The organism is Massilia cavernae, from assembly GCF_003590855.1.
Classification (GTDB): Bacteria; Pseudomonadota; Gammaproteobacteria; order Burkholderiales; family Burkholderiaceae_D; genus Telluria_A; species Telluria_A cavernae.
In genome coordinates this window covers 48,756-66,591 of the sequence record NZ_QYUP01000123.1, presented here as the reverse complement: position 1 = coordinate 66,591, position 17,836 = coordinate 48,756, and the positions used below count along the sequence as shown (strand labels likewise).

Annotated in this window: 14 protein-coding genes, 1 tRNA gene and 1 pseudogene; 8 read left to right on the top strand and 8 right to left on the bottom strand. The window is 62.9% G+C overall.

Features of this window, described 5'->3' with window-relative positions; translation table 11 throughout:
• From D3872_RS16010 to D3872_RS15990, 5 genes are all read right to left on the bottom strand, one after another.
• Positions 1-168: ATP-dependent Clp protease proteolytic subunit (locus D3872_RS16010; protein ID WP_182915827.1), on the bottom strand; the 168-nt coding region annotated here is incomplete at its 3' end.
• Positions 169-530: 362 nt separating this feature from the next.
• Positions 531-1,871 (bottom strand): trigger factor, encoded by a 1,341-nt coding sequence (gene tig / locus D3872_RS16005; RefSeq protein WP_119811741.1) that lies wholly within the window; start codon positions 1,869-1,871, stop codon positions 531-533.
• 32 nt (positions 1,872-1,903) lie between these two features.
• Positions 1,904-1,990, bottom strand: a tRNA-Leu gene (locus D3872_RS16000).
• A 232-nt stretch (positions 1,991-2,222) separates the two neighbouring features.
• Complete coding sequence (locus tag D3872_RS15995) at positions 2,223-5,315, bottom strand: efflux RND transporter permease subunit (RefSeq protein WP_119811740.1); 3,093 nt, start codon at positions 5,313-5,315, stop codon at positions 2,223-2,225.
• On the bottom strand, positions 5,312-6,454 hold the full coding sequence (locus tag D3872_RS15990; protein ID WP_147373901.1) for an efflux RND transporter periplasmic adaptor subunit: 1,143 nt from the start codon (positions 6,452-6,454) through the stop codon (positions 5,312-5,314). The genes D3872_RS15995 and D3872_RS15990 overlap by 4 nt, the downstream gene beginning before the upstream one ends.
• A gap of 159 nt (positions 6,455-6,613) precedes the next feature.
• Here D3872_RS15990 and hpnC point away from each other — a divergent pair, with 159 nt between their 5' ends.
• A complete protein-coding gene (hpnC, locus tag D3872_RS15985; protein WP_119811739.1) occupies positions 6,614-7,423 on the top strand; it encodes a squalene synthase HpnC in 810 nt (269 codons plus the stop codon).
• Positions 7,424-7,516: 93 nt separating this feature from the next.
• The gene (locus tag D3872_RS15980; RefSeq protein ID WP_119811738.1) at positions 7,517-9,214 is read left to right on the top strand and encodes an IS1182 family transposase; all 1,698 of its coding nucleotides are present in this window, start codon (positions 7,517-7,519) and stop codon (positions 9,212-9,214) included.
• Here the strand turns inward: D3872_RS15980 and D3872_RS15975 are convergent.
• Complete coding sequence (locus tag D3872_RS15975) at positions 9,203-10,420, bottom strand: RNA-guided endonuclease InsQ/TnpB family protein (RefSeq protein WP_119811737.1); 1,218 nt, start codon at positions 10,418-10,420, stop codon at positions 9,203-9,205. The two genes, D3872_RS15980 and D3872_RS15975, sit on opposite strands and share 12 nt — an antisense overlap.
• 21 nt (positions 10,421-10,441) lie before the next feature.
• Here D3872_RS15975 and tnpA point away from each other — a divergent pair.
• The 6 genes and pseudogenes from tnpA to D3872_RS15950 all read left to right on the top strand — a co-directional run bounded on the left by tnpA (position 10,442) and on the right by D3872_RS15950 (position 15,129).
• Positions 10,442-10,853 (top strand): annotated as a pseudogene (gene tnpA / locus D3872_RS15970) (IS200/IS605 family transposase).
• Positions 10,854-10,951: 98 nt separating this feature from the next.
• Entirely contained in the window at positions 10,952-11,785 is an 834-nt protein-coding gene (hpnD, locus tag D3872_RS15965; protein ID WP_119811736.1) for a presqualene diphosphate synthase HpnD, read from the top strand.
• The gene (hpnE, locus tag D3872_RS15960; RefSeq protein WP_119811735.1) at positions 11,772-13,100 is read left to right on the top strand and encodes a hydroxysqualene dehydroxylase HpnE; all 1,329 of its coding nucleotides are present in this window, start codon (positions 11,772-11,774) and stop codon (positions 13,098-13,100) included. Before hpnD ends, hpnE begins: the two co-directional genes overlap by 14 nt.
• A 96-nt stretch (positions 13,101-13,196) precedes the next feature.
• Positions 13,197-13,355: a hypothetical protein gene (locus D3872_RS25715; protein WP_182915826.1), complete on the top strand. Its 159-nt coding sequence runs from the start codon at positions 13,197-13,199 to the stop codon at positions 13,353-13,355.
• 22 nt (positions 13,356-13,377) lie between these two features.
• Positions 13,378-14,304: a DUF1700 domain-containing protein gene (locus D3872_RS15955; protein WP_119811734.1), complete on the top strand. Its 927-nt coding sequence runs from the start codon at positions 13,378-13,380 to the stop codon at positions 14,302-14,304.
• An 18-nt stretch (positions 14,305-14,322) separates the two neighbouring features.
• Complete coding sequence (locus D3872_RS15950) at positions 14,323-15,129, top strand: GIN domain-containing protein (protein ID WP_119811733.1); 807 nt, start codon at positions 14,323-14,325, stop codon at positions 15,127-15,129.
• Here the strand turns inward: D3872_RS15950 and D3872_RS15945 are convergent.
• Both D3872_RS15945 and D3872_RS15940 read right to left on the bottom strand, forming a co-directional pair.
• Positions 15,116-16,366 carry a TIGR03862 family flavoprotein gene (locus D3872_RS15945; RefSeq protein WP_119811732.1) on the bottom strand — a complete coding sequence of 417 codons (1,251 nt, stop codon included), beginning with the start codon at positions 16,364-16,366 and terminating at the stop codon, positions 15,116-15,118. The genes D3872_RS15950 and D3872_RS15945 overlap by 14 nt on opposite strands.
• Before the next feature lie 81 nt (positions 16,367-16,447).
• Positions 16,448-17,746: an MFS transporter gene (locus D3872_RS15940; protein ID WP_182915825.1), complete on the bottom strand. Its 1,299-nt coding sequence runs from the start codon at positions 17,744-17,746 to the stop codon at positions 16,448-16,450.
• Between the last annotated feature and the right edge of the window lie 90 nt (positions 17,747-17,836).

Sequence of the window (17,836 nt, the reverse complement as noted above, 5' to 3'; positions counted from 1 at the left end):
CACGATTAGGTTCGCCATCTGGTCGTTGACAGGGCCGACCAGGAAAATCACACGCTCCTTCAGCAGGCGCGAGTAGATGTCGTAGGCGCGTTCGCCGCGGCCGCTCTGTTCCACCACCATCGGTACGAGGCCGAGTGCTTGTGTGTCCAATGCCGGATTATGGTTCATCAGAATTGCTCCGAGAAACCCTGTACTTCAGGGCAGGGAGTGAAAGGAGCCGGGCGCGTAGCGCCCACAGCCATCCAAGTGAAAGAATGTTTTGAACTTTGGTGTTGGTCCACGGTCAAACTCCATAAGTGCTTCAGCATGCGATTACGCGCTGGGGCATGATTTACCAGTACCGCTTTTTCCAATCCGCAGTCGCCTTAGGCGAGGTCGAGAGATATCCTGCGGATTGAATAAGAAGCTGGGCTCTTTCAGTCCGGCTTCCGTCTGGGGCATCAGACGCCAGCAGTGGGAATCCCCTTTCGTTCACGAAGGGGAGGATGTCAAACCTGTCTTTTCCTTTGTGAAGGAGCTTAAAACGATCTTTAAGCTTGTGCGTTGCTGCCCATCAATTCGTCGAAAGCGACATCCTTGGTGGCGACTTTGGCTTTGCCAAGTACATAGTTAACGACGTTTTCTTCCAATACAAGAGCTTCGATGTCGGCCAGGCGGCGGCGATCGCTGTAGTAGTACTTCAGTACTTCCTTCGGATCTTCGTAGCTCTGTGCGAAATCTTCGATCTGGCCCTTCACCTGTTCAGGCTTGGCTTGCAGGTCGTTGTCGCCCACCAGCTGCGACAGGATCAGGCCCAGCTTGACGCGGCGCTCGGCCTTGTCGGCGAACAGTTCGGTCGGGAATGGCATGTTCTTGACGTCCATGCCGCGCTGCGCCATGTCCTGGCGGGTCATTTCGGCCAGGCGCTCTGCGTCCTGGGCGATCATGACTTTCGGCACTTCCAGCTCGGTAACCTTCAGCAGCGCGTCCATGACGGCTTCCTTGTTGCGTGCCTTGATGCGGCCTGCGACTTCACGCTCCAGGTTGACCTTGATGTCGGCGCGCATTTTTTCCAGGTCGCCGTCTTCCATGCCCAGCGACTTCGCGAATTCCGCGTCGACTTCCGGCAGGTGTGCCCATTCCAGGCGCTTCAGGGTGATGGTGAACTCGGCGGTCTTGCCGGCCACGTCCTTGCCGTGGTAGTCCTCTGGGAATGCCAGTGGGAAGGTCTTGCTTTCGCCAGCTTTCAGGCCGACGGTCGCCGCTTCGAATTCCGGCAGCATGCGGCCTTCGCCGAGCACAAAGGTGTAGTCCTCGGCTTTACCGCCTGGGAATTCGACGCCGTCGATCTTGCCGACGAAGTCGACGGTCACGCGGTCGCCGTTTTCAGCGACAGCGGTGCCGCCGTCGCCGTGCGGGCCAGCTTCGCCCTTGGTGTGGAAGTGCACGCGCTGCTTGCGCAGGATTTCGATGGTCTTGTCGATTTCCGCGTCGGTCACGTCGGATTTGATGGTGTCGACTTCAACGCCGGCCAGGTCGCCAACGACGACTTCCGGGAACACTTCGAACGTAGCGTCGAAGGTCAGCACGCCTTCCGGGCTGTCGTCCTTTGGCTCGATTTTAGGATAGCCGGCAACCTTCAGCGCATTATCATCGGCGGCCTGGGCGAAGGCGCGGCCGACTTTGTCGTTCAGCACGTCGGATTCGATCTGGTAGCCATACTGCTGGGCGACCATCTTCATCGGAACCTTACCTGGACGGAAGCCAGGAGCCTTGGCCGTCTTGGCCTGCTTCTTCAAGCGCTTTTCAACTTCCGTACGGACGTCAGTCAGCGGAAAAGAGATCGTCATGCGACGTTCGAGTTTACCCAGGGTTTCGACTGCAGTTGCCATTGTTAAAATCGTCCAAAAAATAATTATTCGTATGGTGCGAGGAGGGGGACTCGAACCCCCACACCATTGCTGGCGTCAGGACCTAAACCTGGTGCGTCTACCAATTTCGCCATCCTCGCGGGATCGTTGGCCGCTCGGACAAAAACAAAGGGCGTCCGACGATGAAACCGGCCGCCCTGCACTGCCTTTGTTAGGGGCTACAACATCAACCCGGTATTTTACTGGATTTTCTGATACTAGCGGGCGAATTTTGAAATCGTGCGGAGATGGCAGCTTGCGCTGCGCTTCACCCACCCTACGAAATGTCAACTGTAGGGTGGGTGAAGCGATCAGCGCAACCCGCCATGCGTACTATGCCTGCGCCGGCTTCTTGACCCGGAACCACGCCGCATACAGCGCCGGCAGGAACAACAGGGTCAGCGCGGTCGCCACCACCAGCCCGCCCATGATCGCCACTGCCATCGGCCCCCAGAACACGGAGCGCGACAGCGGGATCATCGCCAGCGCCGCGGCGGCGGCGGTCAGCACGATCGGCCGTGCGCGCCGCACTGCCGCGTCGATCACGGCATTCCATGCGTCGGCGCCGTTGGCGATGTCCTTCTCGATCTGGTCGACCAGGATCACCGAGTTCCGGATGATCATGCCGAACAGCGCGATCACGCCAAGGTTGGCGACGAAGCCGAACGGACGGTCCAGGATCAGCAGCGCCATCGCGGCGCCGGCCACGCCCAGTGGCCCGGTGAGGAACACCATCACCGAACGCGAGAAGCTGTGCAGCTGGAGCATCAGCAGCGTGAACACGATAAACAGCACCAGCGGCACATTGACCGCGATCGACGCTTCCGCCGCCGCGCTGTCGGCCGCGGCCCCAGCCAGGGAAATTGTGTAACCGGCCGGCAGCTTCGCGCGCATCGCTTCCAGCGACTTGAGCACCTGGTCGGACACGGTCGGCCCCTGGATGCCGTCGACGATGTCCGACTGCACGGTGATCGCCCATTCGCGCCCTTCGCGCCACACCACGCCCGGCTCCCACACGAACGCCACGCGCGCCAGCTGCGAGATCGGCACCGAACGGCCCGACGCGGTCGCGACGTTGCTGTCGTTGAGGGCCGAAATGGTCGCCCTCTCCTCGACCGGCTGGCGGATCACGATGTCGATCAGCTTGTTGTCTTCTCTGAATTGGCCGACCGGCGTGCCGGACAGGATGGTGTTCGCCACCCGCATCACGGCCTGCGAAGTCACGCCGAGGGCGCGCATCTTGTCCTGGTCCAGGTCGAGGCGCAGCACCTTGACCGACTCGTTCCAGTTGTCGTTGACGCCCACCGCGTTCGGATTGGCGCGCATGATTTCCTTGACCTGGTCGGCCAGCGCGCGCACTGGCGCGATCTCCGGCCCGGCCACGCGGAACTGCACCGGATACGGCACCGGCGGCCCGTTAGGCAGCAGCTTGACCCGCCCGCGCACTTCCGGGAAGTCGGTCTTGAAGATGTCGATGATCTTCAGGCGCAGCTCCTCGCGCGCGTGCAGGTCCTTCGGCAGCACCACGACCTGTGACACGTTCGACTGCGGGAAAATCTGGTCCAGCGGCAGGTAGAAGCGCGGGCTGCCTGTACCGACATAACTGGTGACGCTTTCCACGTTCGCCTGCTTGCCGACCCAGGCTTCGAACTTCTTCACCTGCGCCTCGTTGGCGGCGAAGCTGGTGCCTTCCGGCGACCACATTTCGACCATCAGTTCCGGCCGGCTCGAATCGGGGAAGAACTGCTTCTCGATGAAGTTGAAGCCAAGCAGGCCAAGCATGAATATGCCAAGGGTCAGCGCGATCGTGGCCTTGCGCCACTCCACGCAGGTGGCGACGATGCGCCGGAAGCGCTGGTAGCCAGCCGAATCGTAGACGTTATGCTCGCTTTCGCCCGGCGACGTGGTGTGCGGTTTCACGCGCAGCAGCAGGAAGCCGATGTACGGCGTGAACACCACCGCCACCAGCCACGACACCATCAGGGCGATCGCGTTCACCGAGAACATCGAGAAGGTGTATTCGCCCGCCTGCGACTTGGCCAGCCCGATCGGCAGGAAGCCGGCGGCGGTAATCAGGGTACCGGTCAGCATCGGCATCGCGGTCGAGGTGTAGGCGAAGGTGGCGGCGTCGAAGCGCGACATGCCCTCCTCCATCTTCCGCACCATCATCTCCACCGCGATGATCGCGTCGTCCACCAGCAGGCCGAGCGCGATGATCAGCGCGCCGAGCGAGATCTTGTGCAGGTCGATGTCGAGCATCCGCATCAGCAGGAAGGTAATCGCCAGCACCAGCGGAATCGTCAGCGCCACCACCATGCCGGGACGGAAGTCGATCCGAAGCGGTTTGGTGTGCAGGCCGAGCGCGACGAAGCTCACGGCCAGCACGATCAGGATCGCCTCGACCAGGGTGGTCGTGAATTCGCCGACCGACGCGGTGACGGCGCGCGGCTGGTCGGACACGCGTTCGAGCTCGATACCGACCGGCAGCTTGGACTTGACGTTGGCGACAGTCTGCTCCAGCCCCTCGCCCATCGTGATGATGTTGCCGCCCTTTTCCATCGACACGCCAAGGCCGATCACTTCCTTGCCGTTGTAGCGCATCTTGTCCTGCGGCGGATCCTTGTACTCGCGGGTGATCTTCGCGAAGTCGCCAAGCCGGAAGCTGGTGCCGTTCGCGCGCAGGCGCAGGTTCTCGAGGTCCTTCACGGTCTGCAGCGCGCCGGTCACGCGCACCTGCAGGTTGTCGGTCGGCGTAACGACGGTGCCGGTCGATTCCACCACGTTCTGGGTGGCGATCTGGTTGACGATGGCCTCGAACGGCACGCCCAGCTGGGCGAATTTCTTGTGCGAGAAAATGATGTTGATCTTCTCGTCCTGCACGCCGAACTGTTCGACCTTGGACACCAGCGGCACGCGCAGCAGCTGCTGGCGCACGAAGTCGGCATAGTCCTTCATCTCGGCATAGGTAAAACCGTCGCCGCTGAGGGCGAAGATGGAACCGTAGGTATCGCCGAATTCGTCGTTGAAGAACGGACCGATCACGCCGGCCGGCAGGGTGCCGCGGATATCGCCGATTTTCTTGCGCACCTGGTACCAGGAATCGGCGATCTCCGACGGTGGCGCCGATTCGCGCAGCTGCAGGATGATCAGCGTTTCGCCCGGCTTGGAGTAGCTGCGGATCTTGTCAATATGGGGCGTCTCCTGCAGCTTGCGTTCGAGCTTGTCGGTGACCTGTTCCGCCATCTGCACGGCAGTCGCGCCCGGCCAGATGGCGCGCACCACCATCACGCGGAAGGTGAACGGCGGGTCTTCGTCCTGGCCCAGGTTGGTGTAGCTGAGGATGCCGCCGATCAGCAAGGCGCCGATCAGGTAGCGGATCAGCGGGACATGCTCGAGGGCCCAGCGGGAGAGGTTGAACCCTTTCATTTGGCTGCCCCGCCGGCAGGGGCGGCGCCGGCCACGGGCGCGTCGGCGCCGAGGATGCGGACTTTCTGGCCGTTCTTGAGCAGGTGCACACCGGCCGTGACCACGGTCTGGCCAGGCTGCAGCCCGCCGGCGACAACGATCTCGTTGCCCGTGGTGCCGCCAACCTGCACCGGCACCAGCTTGACGGCGCCCTTGTCGACCACCCACACGGCGCTCGACGATTTATCATGGAACAGCGCCGTCAGCGGCAGGCGGATCTGTTGCGTACCGGCTTTCGAGGCGAACTGCACGCGCGCGGTCATCCCGAGCCGCACCTCCGGTCCCGCGCCCGGGATCGCTACCCGGACCTGGTAGGTGCGCGTGGCCGGATCGGCCACCGGCGACACCTCGCGGATCTTGCCCTGCAGCGCAAGGTCCGGGTTCGACCACAGGCGCACGGTGACGTTGCCGACCTTGCGCATTGCATCGACCTTGTCTTCAGGCAGAGCGATCACGACTTCCTTTTCGTTTGGATTGGCGACCTGCACCACCGGCGTCCCGGGCGCGACGACCTGCCCTACTTCCGCGCTGACCAAGGTGACGACGCCGTCGATATCTGACGTCAGCGTGGTATAGCCGGCCTGGTTCGACTGCGCCGAGAAGCCGGCCCTGGCCGCTTCCACATTGGCCTGCGCCGCGGTGAACGCGGTGCGGCGCGCATCGAGCGTCGCCTGGCTGACGAAATTGGTGGCGCGCAGTTCCTCAAAGCGCTTGAGGTCGGCGCGTGCCAGGTCGCGCTGCGTTTCAGCCGCGCGCAAGGACGCTGCGGCCTGGGCCCTGGTCAACTGGAGATCCTGCGGATCGAGCTGCATCAGCACCTGCCCGCGCTTGACGGTCGCGCCCACGTCGACCTTGCGCGCGGTGATCTTGCCGCCCACCCGGAAGCCGAGCCGCGATTCCACGCGGGGACGCACCTCGCCCGCGAATTCCGAGCTGAGGTCGATGTCGCTGCTGCCGGCCACAATGGCCCGCACCGGGCGCACTTCTTCTGTTTTTGGCGCTTCCTTCGAGCAGGCTCCGAGCAGCAGTAACAGGGAGGCCGCGAGCGTCGTGCCGAGGGGAGCGGTAACCGCCGGGCGCAGGTTTTTCAGGGCGAACACGTTGTTTTCCTTTACTATGCGGTGGCGCGACGCGCCCCGATTGCTTAAGCGACAAGATTCTACTCTCGTCCGGCCGGGTTTTTGTTACTGACTTGCCAGTAAGTAATTATAAAGTGCAAAGATTTTTAAAACAAATGACTTTTGCGTCATTTATTTCCAATGCCTGTTGACCACTACGAAAACTTTCCCGTCGCGTCAGTGCTGTTGCCGAAACGCCTGGTGCCTGCGGTCGAAGCGATTTACGCGTTCGCGCGCAGCGCCGACGACCTCGCCGACGAAGGCAACGCCGCCCCGGCAGAGCGACTGGCGGCACTTTCCTCCTATGAAGCGGCGCTGGATGGCATCGAAAGGGGCGAGCTTCAGACCGATCCGATGTTCCGGCGGCTGGCGGCGGTGATCGCGCAATTCGGGCTGCCGCTGCAACCCTTCCGCGACCTGCTGTCGGCTTTCAGGCAGGATATTGTCACGACCCGTTACCAAAAATTAGAAGAATTGCTCGACTATTGCCGGCGCTCCGCCAACCCGGTCGGCTACCTGATGCTGTCGCTGTACGGGGCGGCCGATGAGCGCAACGTCCGCGATTCGGACGCGATCTGCTCCGCCCTGCAGCTCATCAATTTTCTACAGGACGTTGCCATCGACCGCCAGAAGGACCGCATCTATATACCGCTGGACGACCTTGCCGCCCACGGCGTCGCGCCCGGGCAGCTCGACCGCCAGCTGGTGGACGCCAACTGGCGCGCGCTGATGGCCTTCGAAGTGGAACGCACCCGCGCGCTGATGCTGTCCGGCGCTCCGCTGGCGCGCCGCCTGCCGGGACGCATCGGCTGGGAGCTGCGGCTGGTGGTCCAGGGTGGCCTGCGCATCCTCGACAAGATCGAGCAGGTCGGCTACGACGTGTTTAGCCGCCGCCCCAAGCTGAATGCCTTCGACTGGCTGGTACTGGGCTGGCGCGCCCTTAAAATGTAACGAATTTTGACATCCTCCCCTCCCTGAAGAGGGTGTCGCAAAAGCCCTCTGCGCGATAAAATATTGCTCAGAATGAAACGCCAGGAACCGACAATGAGCAGCACCCGCAAATTACCTTCGCCCGACGATCCGCAGTACGATTTGTTTGGCGGCGTGCCGGCAGGTTCGGATGCGCCGGCTCTGCAAACGGCGGTCCATAGCGGTCGGCGTTTCGTGACGGGCGATGCCAACGCCATTTTCCTGGGGACGATGCGTCTGGAAGAACATCTGAAGCGTTCTGGCCAGCATGCTCCATTTACCGTGGCCCGTCTGCTCGGAGCACAAGACTGGCAAGCGTTTGAGCGGCGCTACGCTGCAACTGGCCGCGCTCCCTATGCGCCGCAACTGATGGTCGGCCTGATCCTGTACGGCGTGATGCAAGGGGTGCATTCCCTGCGCGAATTGGAACGGCTGGCGCGACTCGATCTCGGATGCATGTGGGTGACCGGCGGCATCGCGCCGGACCATGCCAACATCGGACGCTTCATCGTCCAGCATGAAGCGTCGCTGACCCGGGATTTCTTTGAATCGCTGACCGGGTCGATTTTGAAAGCGACGGGTTCTGGCAGCGCTCGGTTGGCCGGTGACGGCACCGTTATTGAAGCGGCTTGCTCGCACTACAATCTGCTCAAGGAAGAGGCCGTCAAGGCGCGCGCAACAGCGGCGCACCAGGCCGTAGAACGCACACCGGAGAATCGGGCGGCGCAGCAGGAACAGGAACGCAGTGCGCGATGCCAGGAACTCTTCGAGCAGCGCCAGACTGCGCGCCGCAGCAATGGCAAGAATGTCGAGACCTTGCGTATCAGCGGCAGCGAACCGGAGGCCATGGTACAGCGCCTGAAACGTGGACACGGGTTTGCGGCGTCGTACAAACCATCGGTACTGGCAAATCCAGACAGAATCATCACAGCCTTCGAAATCGATCCATCGAGCGAGACGAAGGTGATCGCACCGATGCTCGATCAAAGTGCACGCGTGACTGGAGAAGATGTCAGGGAATTGCTGCTCGACGCCGGCTACTTCGATGATGAAGTGATTGACGCGACGCTCACACGCGATATCAGCTTGTTGTGTCCGGAGGGCCAGTGGCCTGCCAAGACCAAAGAGGAGGGGCTGTACCACAAGAGCGCATTCACCTACGACGCGCATACCGACACTTACCGATGCCCTGCCGGCCAAACCTTGGTCCTCATTTCCAAATGCGGAGAAACACCGCGCACGCGGGCAGTGAGCGTGTATGCGGCATCAAGCTGCACAGCTTGCCGCCTGCGTGCGAACTGTACGAAGGCCGCGCAGGGGCGGCGCATCAAACGCTACCCCGAGGATGAACAACGGGACGCGCTTCGTCTCGTGATGCAGCATCGCCAGGCGCGCTACATTTTCAGCCAGCGCAAGGCGATCGTCGAACCAGTGTTCAGCAGCCTGCGCGGTCAGCAGGGCCTGGATCGCTTTCGCCGACGTGGGCTACAGGCGGTCAAGCGCGAATTTGCCTTACATGTCATGGCGTACAACTTGTCCAGAGCGGTTGCCCTGCTGAGAGCGCTGTTTTTCTACTTTTACGCCGTTCCATACGCTCTCAGAGGGGCGCATACGTTTTTTCGGCCGCATGCCGCGTTTTTTTGGCTTGCGTCCTCAACCACAACATCGCCCGGGCCTGATGTGATCGCAGAAAAACGTTTTGCGACACCCTCTGAAGGAAGAGGATTCCTACGGCGCTACGCGGCGATTTGCACAGTCGCTTCAGTGGGGTGAGCGCATGCGCTCACGCTTCGCCGAGCGGCCTGACTGCACCGGCTCTCCACAGGCTAGAACGCGATGTCCTCGCGCTAAAACATTGATCGCACCGACCACATCGGCGTGATTTTCGTAACCGCAATCGACGCATAAGAATTTCGCTTGGGTTTGCCGATTGTCATTCGATGCGTGGCCGCAGCACGGGCACGTCCGGCTGGTATGGTGCGGCGGAACGGCCAACAGTATGCCGCCGTTCCACGCCAGCTTGTAATCCTGTTGTCGCCTGAATTCACCCCATCCCTGATCGAGAATGGCGCGGTTCAGGCCGGACTTCTGTTTCACCATCTTGCCGTGCCGTTCGCTGCTGCCTTTGGAAGACCTGGACATGTTCCGTACCTGCAAATCCTCAATGCATACGAACGCGTGGTTTGCGCGGGCGGCGAGCCTGATCGTCGTTGTGGTTTTGTGCAGGAAATCCTTGCGGGCGTTAGCGATGCGGGTGTGAACCTTCTGGACGCGGGCCTTTGCCTTCTTCCAGTTGTTGCTGAACTTGACCTTGCGGCTCATGCGGCGCTGGTAGCGGGCAAGGCGCTGTTGGTGCTTCTTGAAGCTGTTGAGTGGGGCGATATAGGTCCCGTCGCTCATGGTGGCGAACCGAGCGATGCCGACGTCGATGCCGATGGCGGTGGTCGCTGCGGGCAGGGGCTGCTCGACCTCGCGTCGCGTCTGAATCGACACGAACCACTTGCCTCCCGACTGGCTCACGGTGACGTTGCGCAGTTCGCCGAGCACGTCCCTGCTGTTGCGGTAGCGCAGCCAGCCCAATTTGGGAAGAAAGAGGCGGTTGTTGGCCTGATCGAGCTTGATCTGTTTCGGGTCGGGGTAGCGGAAAGCATCGCCGCTGCCCTTGCGCTTGAAGCGCGGGAAATCGGCGCGTTTGGCGAAGAAATTTTTGTACCCCTTCTCCAAGTCCTTCAAGGCATGTTGCAATGGATGACAAGGCACGTCCTTGAGCCACGGCGTGTCAAAACCATTGCGCCATCCCGTAAGGTGTTTCGCCATCGCCACATAGCCGATGAACTTGTTACCCGCTTCGTAATTTTCTTTTTGCAGCGCCAACGCCTTGTTATAAACGAACCGGCACGATCCGGCGAAGCGGCGCATAGCGCGCTCCTGCTCGCCATCTGGCATCAGTTCGTATTTGTAGGCTTGTAGACGCTGCATGCTTCGATTATCGTTCGGTCTATGAGTAATAGCAGCGACATTCGCCACGGAAGACACTGTATTTTTCTAATGCATGTGCATTTGATCTTTGTCACAAAATACCGCCGTGAAGTCTTCACAAAAGAGATTCTTGACGACCTGCGCCCGATGTTCGCCAGCGTCTGCACTCTGAAGCGGAACTGGTGGGTTTGAAGGCGAGGATGACCACGTTCACCTTCTGGTGAACAACCCGCCCAAGGTTGCCGTTTCCAATCTAGTCAACAGCCTGAAAGGTGGTTCCAGCCGCATGATTCGGAAGAAGAACTATCCGAGTATTCGAAAAAAACTGTGGGGCGGCGCGCTTTGGTCGCCCAGCTACTTTGCGGGTAGTTGCGGCGGCGCACCCATCGCAGTTATTCGGCAGTACATCGAACAGCAGCAGACTCCGCACTAAAGTCAAAGGCAAGGACTGCTTTGCCGCGCAATAGATCGACCCGGGATTGCCCATCGGCTAGAATAGCGCCTCTTGTCGCACACCATTGCCATTCATACATGTCTCCCGACGAATACTGCCAACAAAAAACCGTCCAAAGCGGTTCCAGCTTCTACTACAGCTTTTTGTTCCTGCCGCAGGAGCGCCGCCGCGCGATCACCGCGCTGTACGCGTTTTGCCGCGAAGTGGACGACACGGTAGACGACTGCACCGACGAATCGGTCGCGCGCATCAAGCTGGCCTGGTGGCGCACCGAGGTGCAGGCCATGTATGCAGGGACGGCGACCCATCCGGTGATGCAGGCCTTGCAGCCGCACCTGGCCATCTACAACCTGGAACAGAAGCACCTGCAGGCGATCATCGACGGCATGGAGATGGACCTGAACCAGAGCCGCTACCTTGATTACACCGCGCTGAAGAACTACTGCTGGCACGTGGCCAGCGTGGTGGGGATCCTCTCGGCCAGCATCTTCGGCGTGACCAATCCGAAGACCCTGGAATACGCCGAAAAGCTGGGCCTCGCGTTCCAGCTGACGAACATCATCCGCGACGTCGGCGAGGATGCGCGCAAGGGCCGCATCTACCTGCCGATCAACGAGCTGCAGCAGTTCGGCGTAACCGCGGCCGACCTGCTCAATGCGCGCCACAGCGACAAGTTCGAGGCGCTGATGCGCTTCCAGGTCGAGCGCGCCCACAAGATGTACGACGAAGCGATGGCGCTGCTGCCGAAGGAAGACCGGCGCGCCCAGCGTCCCGGTCTGATGATGGCGGCGATCTACCGCACCGTGCTCGATGAGATAGAGCGCGACAAGTACCAGGTGCTGAACCAGCGCATCTCGCTGACGCCGATCCGCAAGCTGTGGCTGGCGTGGAAGACCTATGTCCGCAGCTAAGCGCCTGCCGTCCGCCGCCGTCATCGGCGCCGGATGGGCGGGCTGCACTGCCGCGGTCGAACTGGCTGCCGCCGGCTGCCGCGTAACGCTGTTCGAAGCCGCGCGCACCCTCGGCGGGCGTGCGCGCAGCGTCGAGGTCCATGGCAAGACCCTCGACAACGGCCAGCACATCATGTTGGGCGCATACAAGGACACCCTGCGCCTGCTGCGCCGCGTCGGCATCGATCCGTCCAGCGCGCTGCTGCACCTGCCCTTGCAGATGCGCTACCCGCTCGGCAGCGGCATGGACTTCGTCGCGCCGCGCCTGCCTGCGCCCTTCCACCTCGCCATCGCCCTGCTGCGCGCGAAAGGACTGGCGCGCGAGGACAAGATGGCGCTGGCGCGCTTTTCCACCAGCGCGCGCTGGATGGATTGGACGTTGTACGCCGACTGCAGCGTGACCGAACTGCTTGATCGCTTCGACCAGACTCCGCGCCTGGTGGCGCTGATGTGGCGCCCGCTGTGCCTGGCGGCGCTGAATACGCCGCCGGAACGCGCGTCGGCGCAGGTGTTCCTCAACGTGCTGCGCGACAGCCTGGGCGCGCGCCGCCACGCATCCGACATGCTGGTGCCACGGCTTGCGCTCGGCGCATTGTTCCCCCAGGCTGCGGCCGCATTCATCGACCAGCGCGGCGGCGATGTGCGCGGCGGTGCGCGGGTCGACAAGGTCGAACGCAGCGGCGCGGCATGGCGCGTGCACACGGCGTCTAGCAGCGACGAATTCGACGCCGTGGTCGTGGCAACGCCGCCCGCCGTTGCAGGCGCCCTGCTCGATGCGCAGCTGCCGCAGCCGCTGCCGTCCTTCGACCACGAACCGATTACGACCTGCTACCTGCAGTACCCGGAAAACACCCGCCTCGCGCTGCCCTTCTACGCGCTGGAGGACGACCGGGAAGCGGGCCACTGGGGCCAGTTCCTGTTCGACCGCGGCCAGTTGGACGCGACCCAGGCGGGCCTGCTGGCGGTGGTGATCAGCGCATCCAGCGATGCCGCAAGCCTTGGCCATGACGAACTGTGCACGGCGGTCGCGCGGCAGGTGGCCTCGGTGCTTGGCCGGCCGGAGCTTGCCGCACCGCAATGGAGCCGCGCGATCACGGAAAAGCGCGCAACCTTCGCCTGCACCCCGGGCCTGGTTCGTCCCGGCAATGATATCGGTTTGCCAAGCCTGTTCCTGGCCGGGGACTACACGGCAAATGACTATCCGGCAACGCTTGAAGGCGCCGTGCGCAGCGGCAGCGCCGCCGCGCGCGCCGTGCTGGCGGCGACCACCGCCTGAATATGGCCGCCTGCCCCGCGAAATGTGCAGCCTGTCGCACGCCGGTGGTGGCCGCCGGGTGGAATGGGTACAGTTTCATCATCGAAACGAGTATCCGTGATGGGGTTGAAAATGAGCACCGCACTTGTCTTTCGCGCGCTGGCCGTCGTGGCATTTGTCGCAGTAAGTACAGCCGTGATTATCAAACCTGAACTGATCGGCGGCGCCATGGCGCCGCAAACGCATCAAGCCGTCGTGGTCCTTGCCCACGGCTGACGGCAACGAATTGGAGTACGCCATGGGCAAACTGGAATATCTCGACGCATTAAAGCGAGCGATGGCGGGCCTGCCGCCTGAAACGCAGGCCAGGACACTGGCATTCTACGAGCAGCGTTTTGTCGACGGCGTAGCCGCCGGCCGCAGCGAGGAAGAGATCGCGAAAGAGCTGGGCGATCCGAAGAAGATCGCCATGACGCTGCGCGCAAGCACCCACATGCGCGCCTTCGAAGAAAAACGCAATCCGGCCAACTTCGTGCGGCTGGTGGTCTCCGGGCTGGGCCTGGCGATCTTCAACCTGTTCATGGTGGTGCCAGCGATCGTCTACGCATCGCTGCTGGCGGCGCTGTATGGCGCGGCACTCGGCTTCTACCTGGGTGGCGTCGCGGTCACCGCCAGCGGCCTGGCAGGCGCCACCGAGCTGGTACTGGACGGCCCGCTGAAGCACTTCGTCATCCACGGGCGCGACGATCATGGCATCCCGCGCCAGGCCAAGGTGACGATCGACGCCACCGGCGTCCACGTCGACGAAAATGCGGGCGACCGCGAATCCATGAACGCCGAGGTTGAGGCTGCGGCTGCGGAAGTCGCCGCGCAAGCGGCGGCCGAAGCCGCAGCCGGTGCGGAAGCCGCGGCGCGGGCCGCCGAAGAAGCCGCGGCGGAAGCATCGGCGGAAGCTGATGCCGCCGCCTTCGCGGCTGGGGATCCCGACGGCGACGCCAGTCGCTCGGAACGGGTGATCCGCCGCGCCGAAGCGGTCGCCGAGCGCGGCGTGAAGATCTACACCGACAGGGATTCGGACTCGCGCGCCACCCAATCGGCGGTCGGACTGGCGATGGTATTGGGCGGGATCGTGCTGTTCCTGCTCGCCCTGGTCATCACCCGCTATACCTTCATCGGCATCCGCCGCTACATTCAAATGAACCTGTCCCTGCTCAAGGGCAGCTGATACCTGATCGGAGACGCCATGCGCGCATTGATGAAAGTCGGATTCGGCATGCTGGCACTGGCGTTCGCGCTGATCGGCCTGTCGTACAGCATGCTGCGGGCCGAGGGCACCGCGGGACCGTCCAACCCCGAAGGCCGGGTGGTCGCCAGCGAAACGCGCAAGGTCGACGCGCGCATCGTCAACGTCGAGCTTTCCGGTCCGATCGACCTGACCCTGCGCCAGGGCGCGATTCCGTCACTGACGGTGCGCGGCGAGAAGCGCCTGCTGGGCAATGTCGAAACCGTCCAGGACGGCGATTCGCTGGAAATCGCCACCAAGGGCATGCTGCTGCACCACCGCCATCCGCTGCAGGTGACGCTGGTGTTGCCGGCGCTGGAAAACGTCGAAATCCACGGCAGCGGCGACAGCACGGTCAACGGTTTCAGTGGCGACCAGGTCGACGTGCAGCTGCACGGCTCGGGCAACGTCAAGTTCAACGGCCGCTTCAAGAAGGTGCTGGCAGGCGTGCATGGCAGCGGCGAGCTGGAACTGAACGGAGGCAGCAGCGACAAGGTGGCGGTCGAGCTGATGGGTGCGGGCCAGATGACCGTGGTCGGCGCCTGCGATGAATTCAAGGCCGAACAGACCGGCTCGGGCGACCTCAACGCCCGTCACCTGGCGGCGAAGGAAGCGAAGGTCCAGCTGCTCGGTTCGGGCAACTCGATCGTGCAGGCCCGCGAAACCGCCGCCGTCAGCCTGCGCGGCAGCGGCAACGTCAGCATCTACGGCGATCCGAACCAGCGCAGCATCAGCAAGACGGGTTCGGGCGACGTCAGCTTCCGCTAGAACCCAGCCAGCCGAGCGCGCCCTTCGCCGCGGCGCGCGCGCTGGCGAAGCATGCGGTCAGCAGGTAGCCGCCGGTCGGCGCTTCCCAGTCCACCATTTCTCCCGCGACGAACACGCCAGGCAGCGCCCGCAGCATGCCGCTGGCCGGGTCGATCGCATCGAACTTCACCCCGCCCGCCGTGCTGATCGCCTCGTCGAGCGGGCGTGCGCGCGTCAACGTCACGGGCAGCGCCTTGATGGCCGCTGCCAGCGCCTGCGGGTCGGCGAAGTCCGCCGCGCTGACGCACTCGCGCAGCAGGCCGGACTTGACGCCCTTGATCCCCAGGCGGCTTTGCAGGTGGCTGGACATCGAGCGGGCGCCACGCGGGCGTGCCACTTCGTCCGCCACCCGTTGCGCCGGCATGTCGGGCAAGAGGTCGAGCCAGATGGTGGTGCTGCCCTCCGCTTCGACCTGGTCGCGCAAGGCGGCCGACTGCGCATAGACCAGGCTTCCCTCGATGCCGGTGGCGGTCACGACGAACTGGCCCTGCTTGCGCACCAGCTGGCCGCCGGCATCGCGCGAACCGATGGCGACCGTGATCAGGGGTTCGCCGGCGTAGCGGCTGCTGAAATGTTCGCTCCAGTCGACGTCGAAGCCGCAATTGGCGGGCCGCAGCGGCGCCACGTCGACCGATTTCTCGCGCAGCAGCGGCACCCAGGCGCCGTCCGATCCGAGCCTCGCCCAGCTGGCGCCGCCCAAGGCGAGGATGACGGCGTCGGCCTGTACGTCGACGTCGCCGTCGGGCGTCGTGAACGCCAGCGCGTCGCCGTGCCAGCCGGTCCAGCGGTGGCGCATGTGAAAGCGCACGCCGTCCTCGCGCAGGCGGTGCAGCCAGGCGCGCAGCAAGGGGGCGGCTTTCATTTCCGTAGGGAAAATGCGGCCCGAGCTGCCGACGAAGGTATCGATGCCGAGGCCGTGGATCCAGTCGCGCACCGCCTGTGCGTCGAACTGACGCAGCCACTCGCCGACCTCCACCTCGCGGCCGCTGTAGCGCCCCACGAAAGCTTCGTAAGGCTCGGAGTGGGTGATGTTCATGCCGCCCTTCCCGGCCAGTAGGAACTTGCGCCCGACCGAGGCCATCGCGTCATACAGGTCGACCTGCACGCCGCCCTGGCTCAGGACTTCGGCCGCCATCAGGCCGGCCGGTCCGCCGCCAATGACGGCGACGCGTGAGGTGCGGGGCGAATTGGAAGGCATGTGGCGGTCGGGTGCGGGGAAAGGATCGACATTTTAGTCGAGTTGGACGCGGCTCAGTTAGAAGGTCGGCCGGGATTGCGGTTATTTTCGCGAGCGTTTCCGAGCCTGCGTGCCCGATCGCATGCGGACCGCGACGAACATGCCGGACAGGAATGTGATGCCGGCGACCAGCCAGACGGCGCTTGCCACTCCATACTGGTCGGCGACGAGTCCCGACAGCATCGCGCCCACTGCGTATCCAAGGTCGCGCCAGAATCGATAAACGCCAACCGTCGACGCTCGCCAGGCGGGACTGACCGCATCGCCGATTGCGGCAAGCAGCGTTGGATACACCATGGCGGTACCAAGTCCCAACAGTACTGCGCCCACCGCGTACCAGGAAAACTGTGACGCGATGGCGATGATGGCGATTCCTAGCGCCTGCACACACATTCCGGCGACAATCAATCCCTTGCGGCCAATACGATCGGACAGGGCGCCCGTGAACAACTGGCACAGCCCCCAAACCGTGGGGTAGATGGCGGCGAGCGTGCCGATTTGGGCCAACGTCATGCCTGCGCCAGCGAACACAACGGGGAACAAGCCCCACGCCATGCCATCATTTAGGTTATTAACAAGGCCGGCCTGGCTGAGCGACGACAGGTTAGGGTCGCGTACGCTGGTCTGCCAAAAGATTGAACTTTGCGATGGCATCGCCGCCGCTCCCTGGCTTGGCGTCCGCGCCGCCTCCAGCCGCGCGTAGTCTCTTGTCTCGCGCACGACCATTACGGATAGCAAAAGTCCGATGAGTACGAAGGCCACGCCCAGGTAAAACGGCTGCGGTCGCAGACCAACTTCGCTGGCGATCCAGCCGGTTGCCAGCGCCGCAGCGCCGGCTGCAAAATAGCCGGCGAATTCATTGATGCCCAATGCGGTGCCGCGATTGTTCGGCCCGGCAAGATCGATCTTCATGATGACTGTCGTTGACCAGGTGAGTCCTTGGCTCACCCCGAGAAAGACGTTCGCCAGCAAGATCCAGTTCCAGGACGGCGCCCACATCAGCAGAAACGGCACGGGCGTAGCGATCAGCCAGCCAATAACCAGTACGATCTTGCGCCCGCAGGTGTCGGAAAAGCGACCGGCAAAGTAGTTGGTGAACGCCTTTGATACGCCGAATACGACGATGAAGGCGAGAATCGCAGTATGCGCAACCAACCTGAATTCCTGTTCCGCGATGGCCGGCAAAATACTACGCTCCATACCAACCATAGCCCCGACAAATGCATTGACCACCACAAGCAAGCTGAACTGTTTCCAGTTCGCGCGCAAGCCGAGTTCCAGCTCAGGCCTGGCGACCATCGATGGCTTGGAAGGCGCGCGCGTCGACGAATCAATACTCATGCGTAAACCGCTTGGACGAGTCGCCCATTCGGACCACTCTCAGTTAAGGTATGCTTTGCATCTTATCGTCAACCTAAGGAGCGGAGCGCG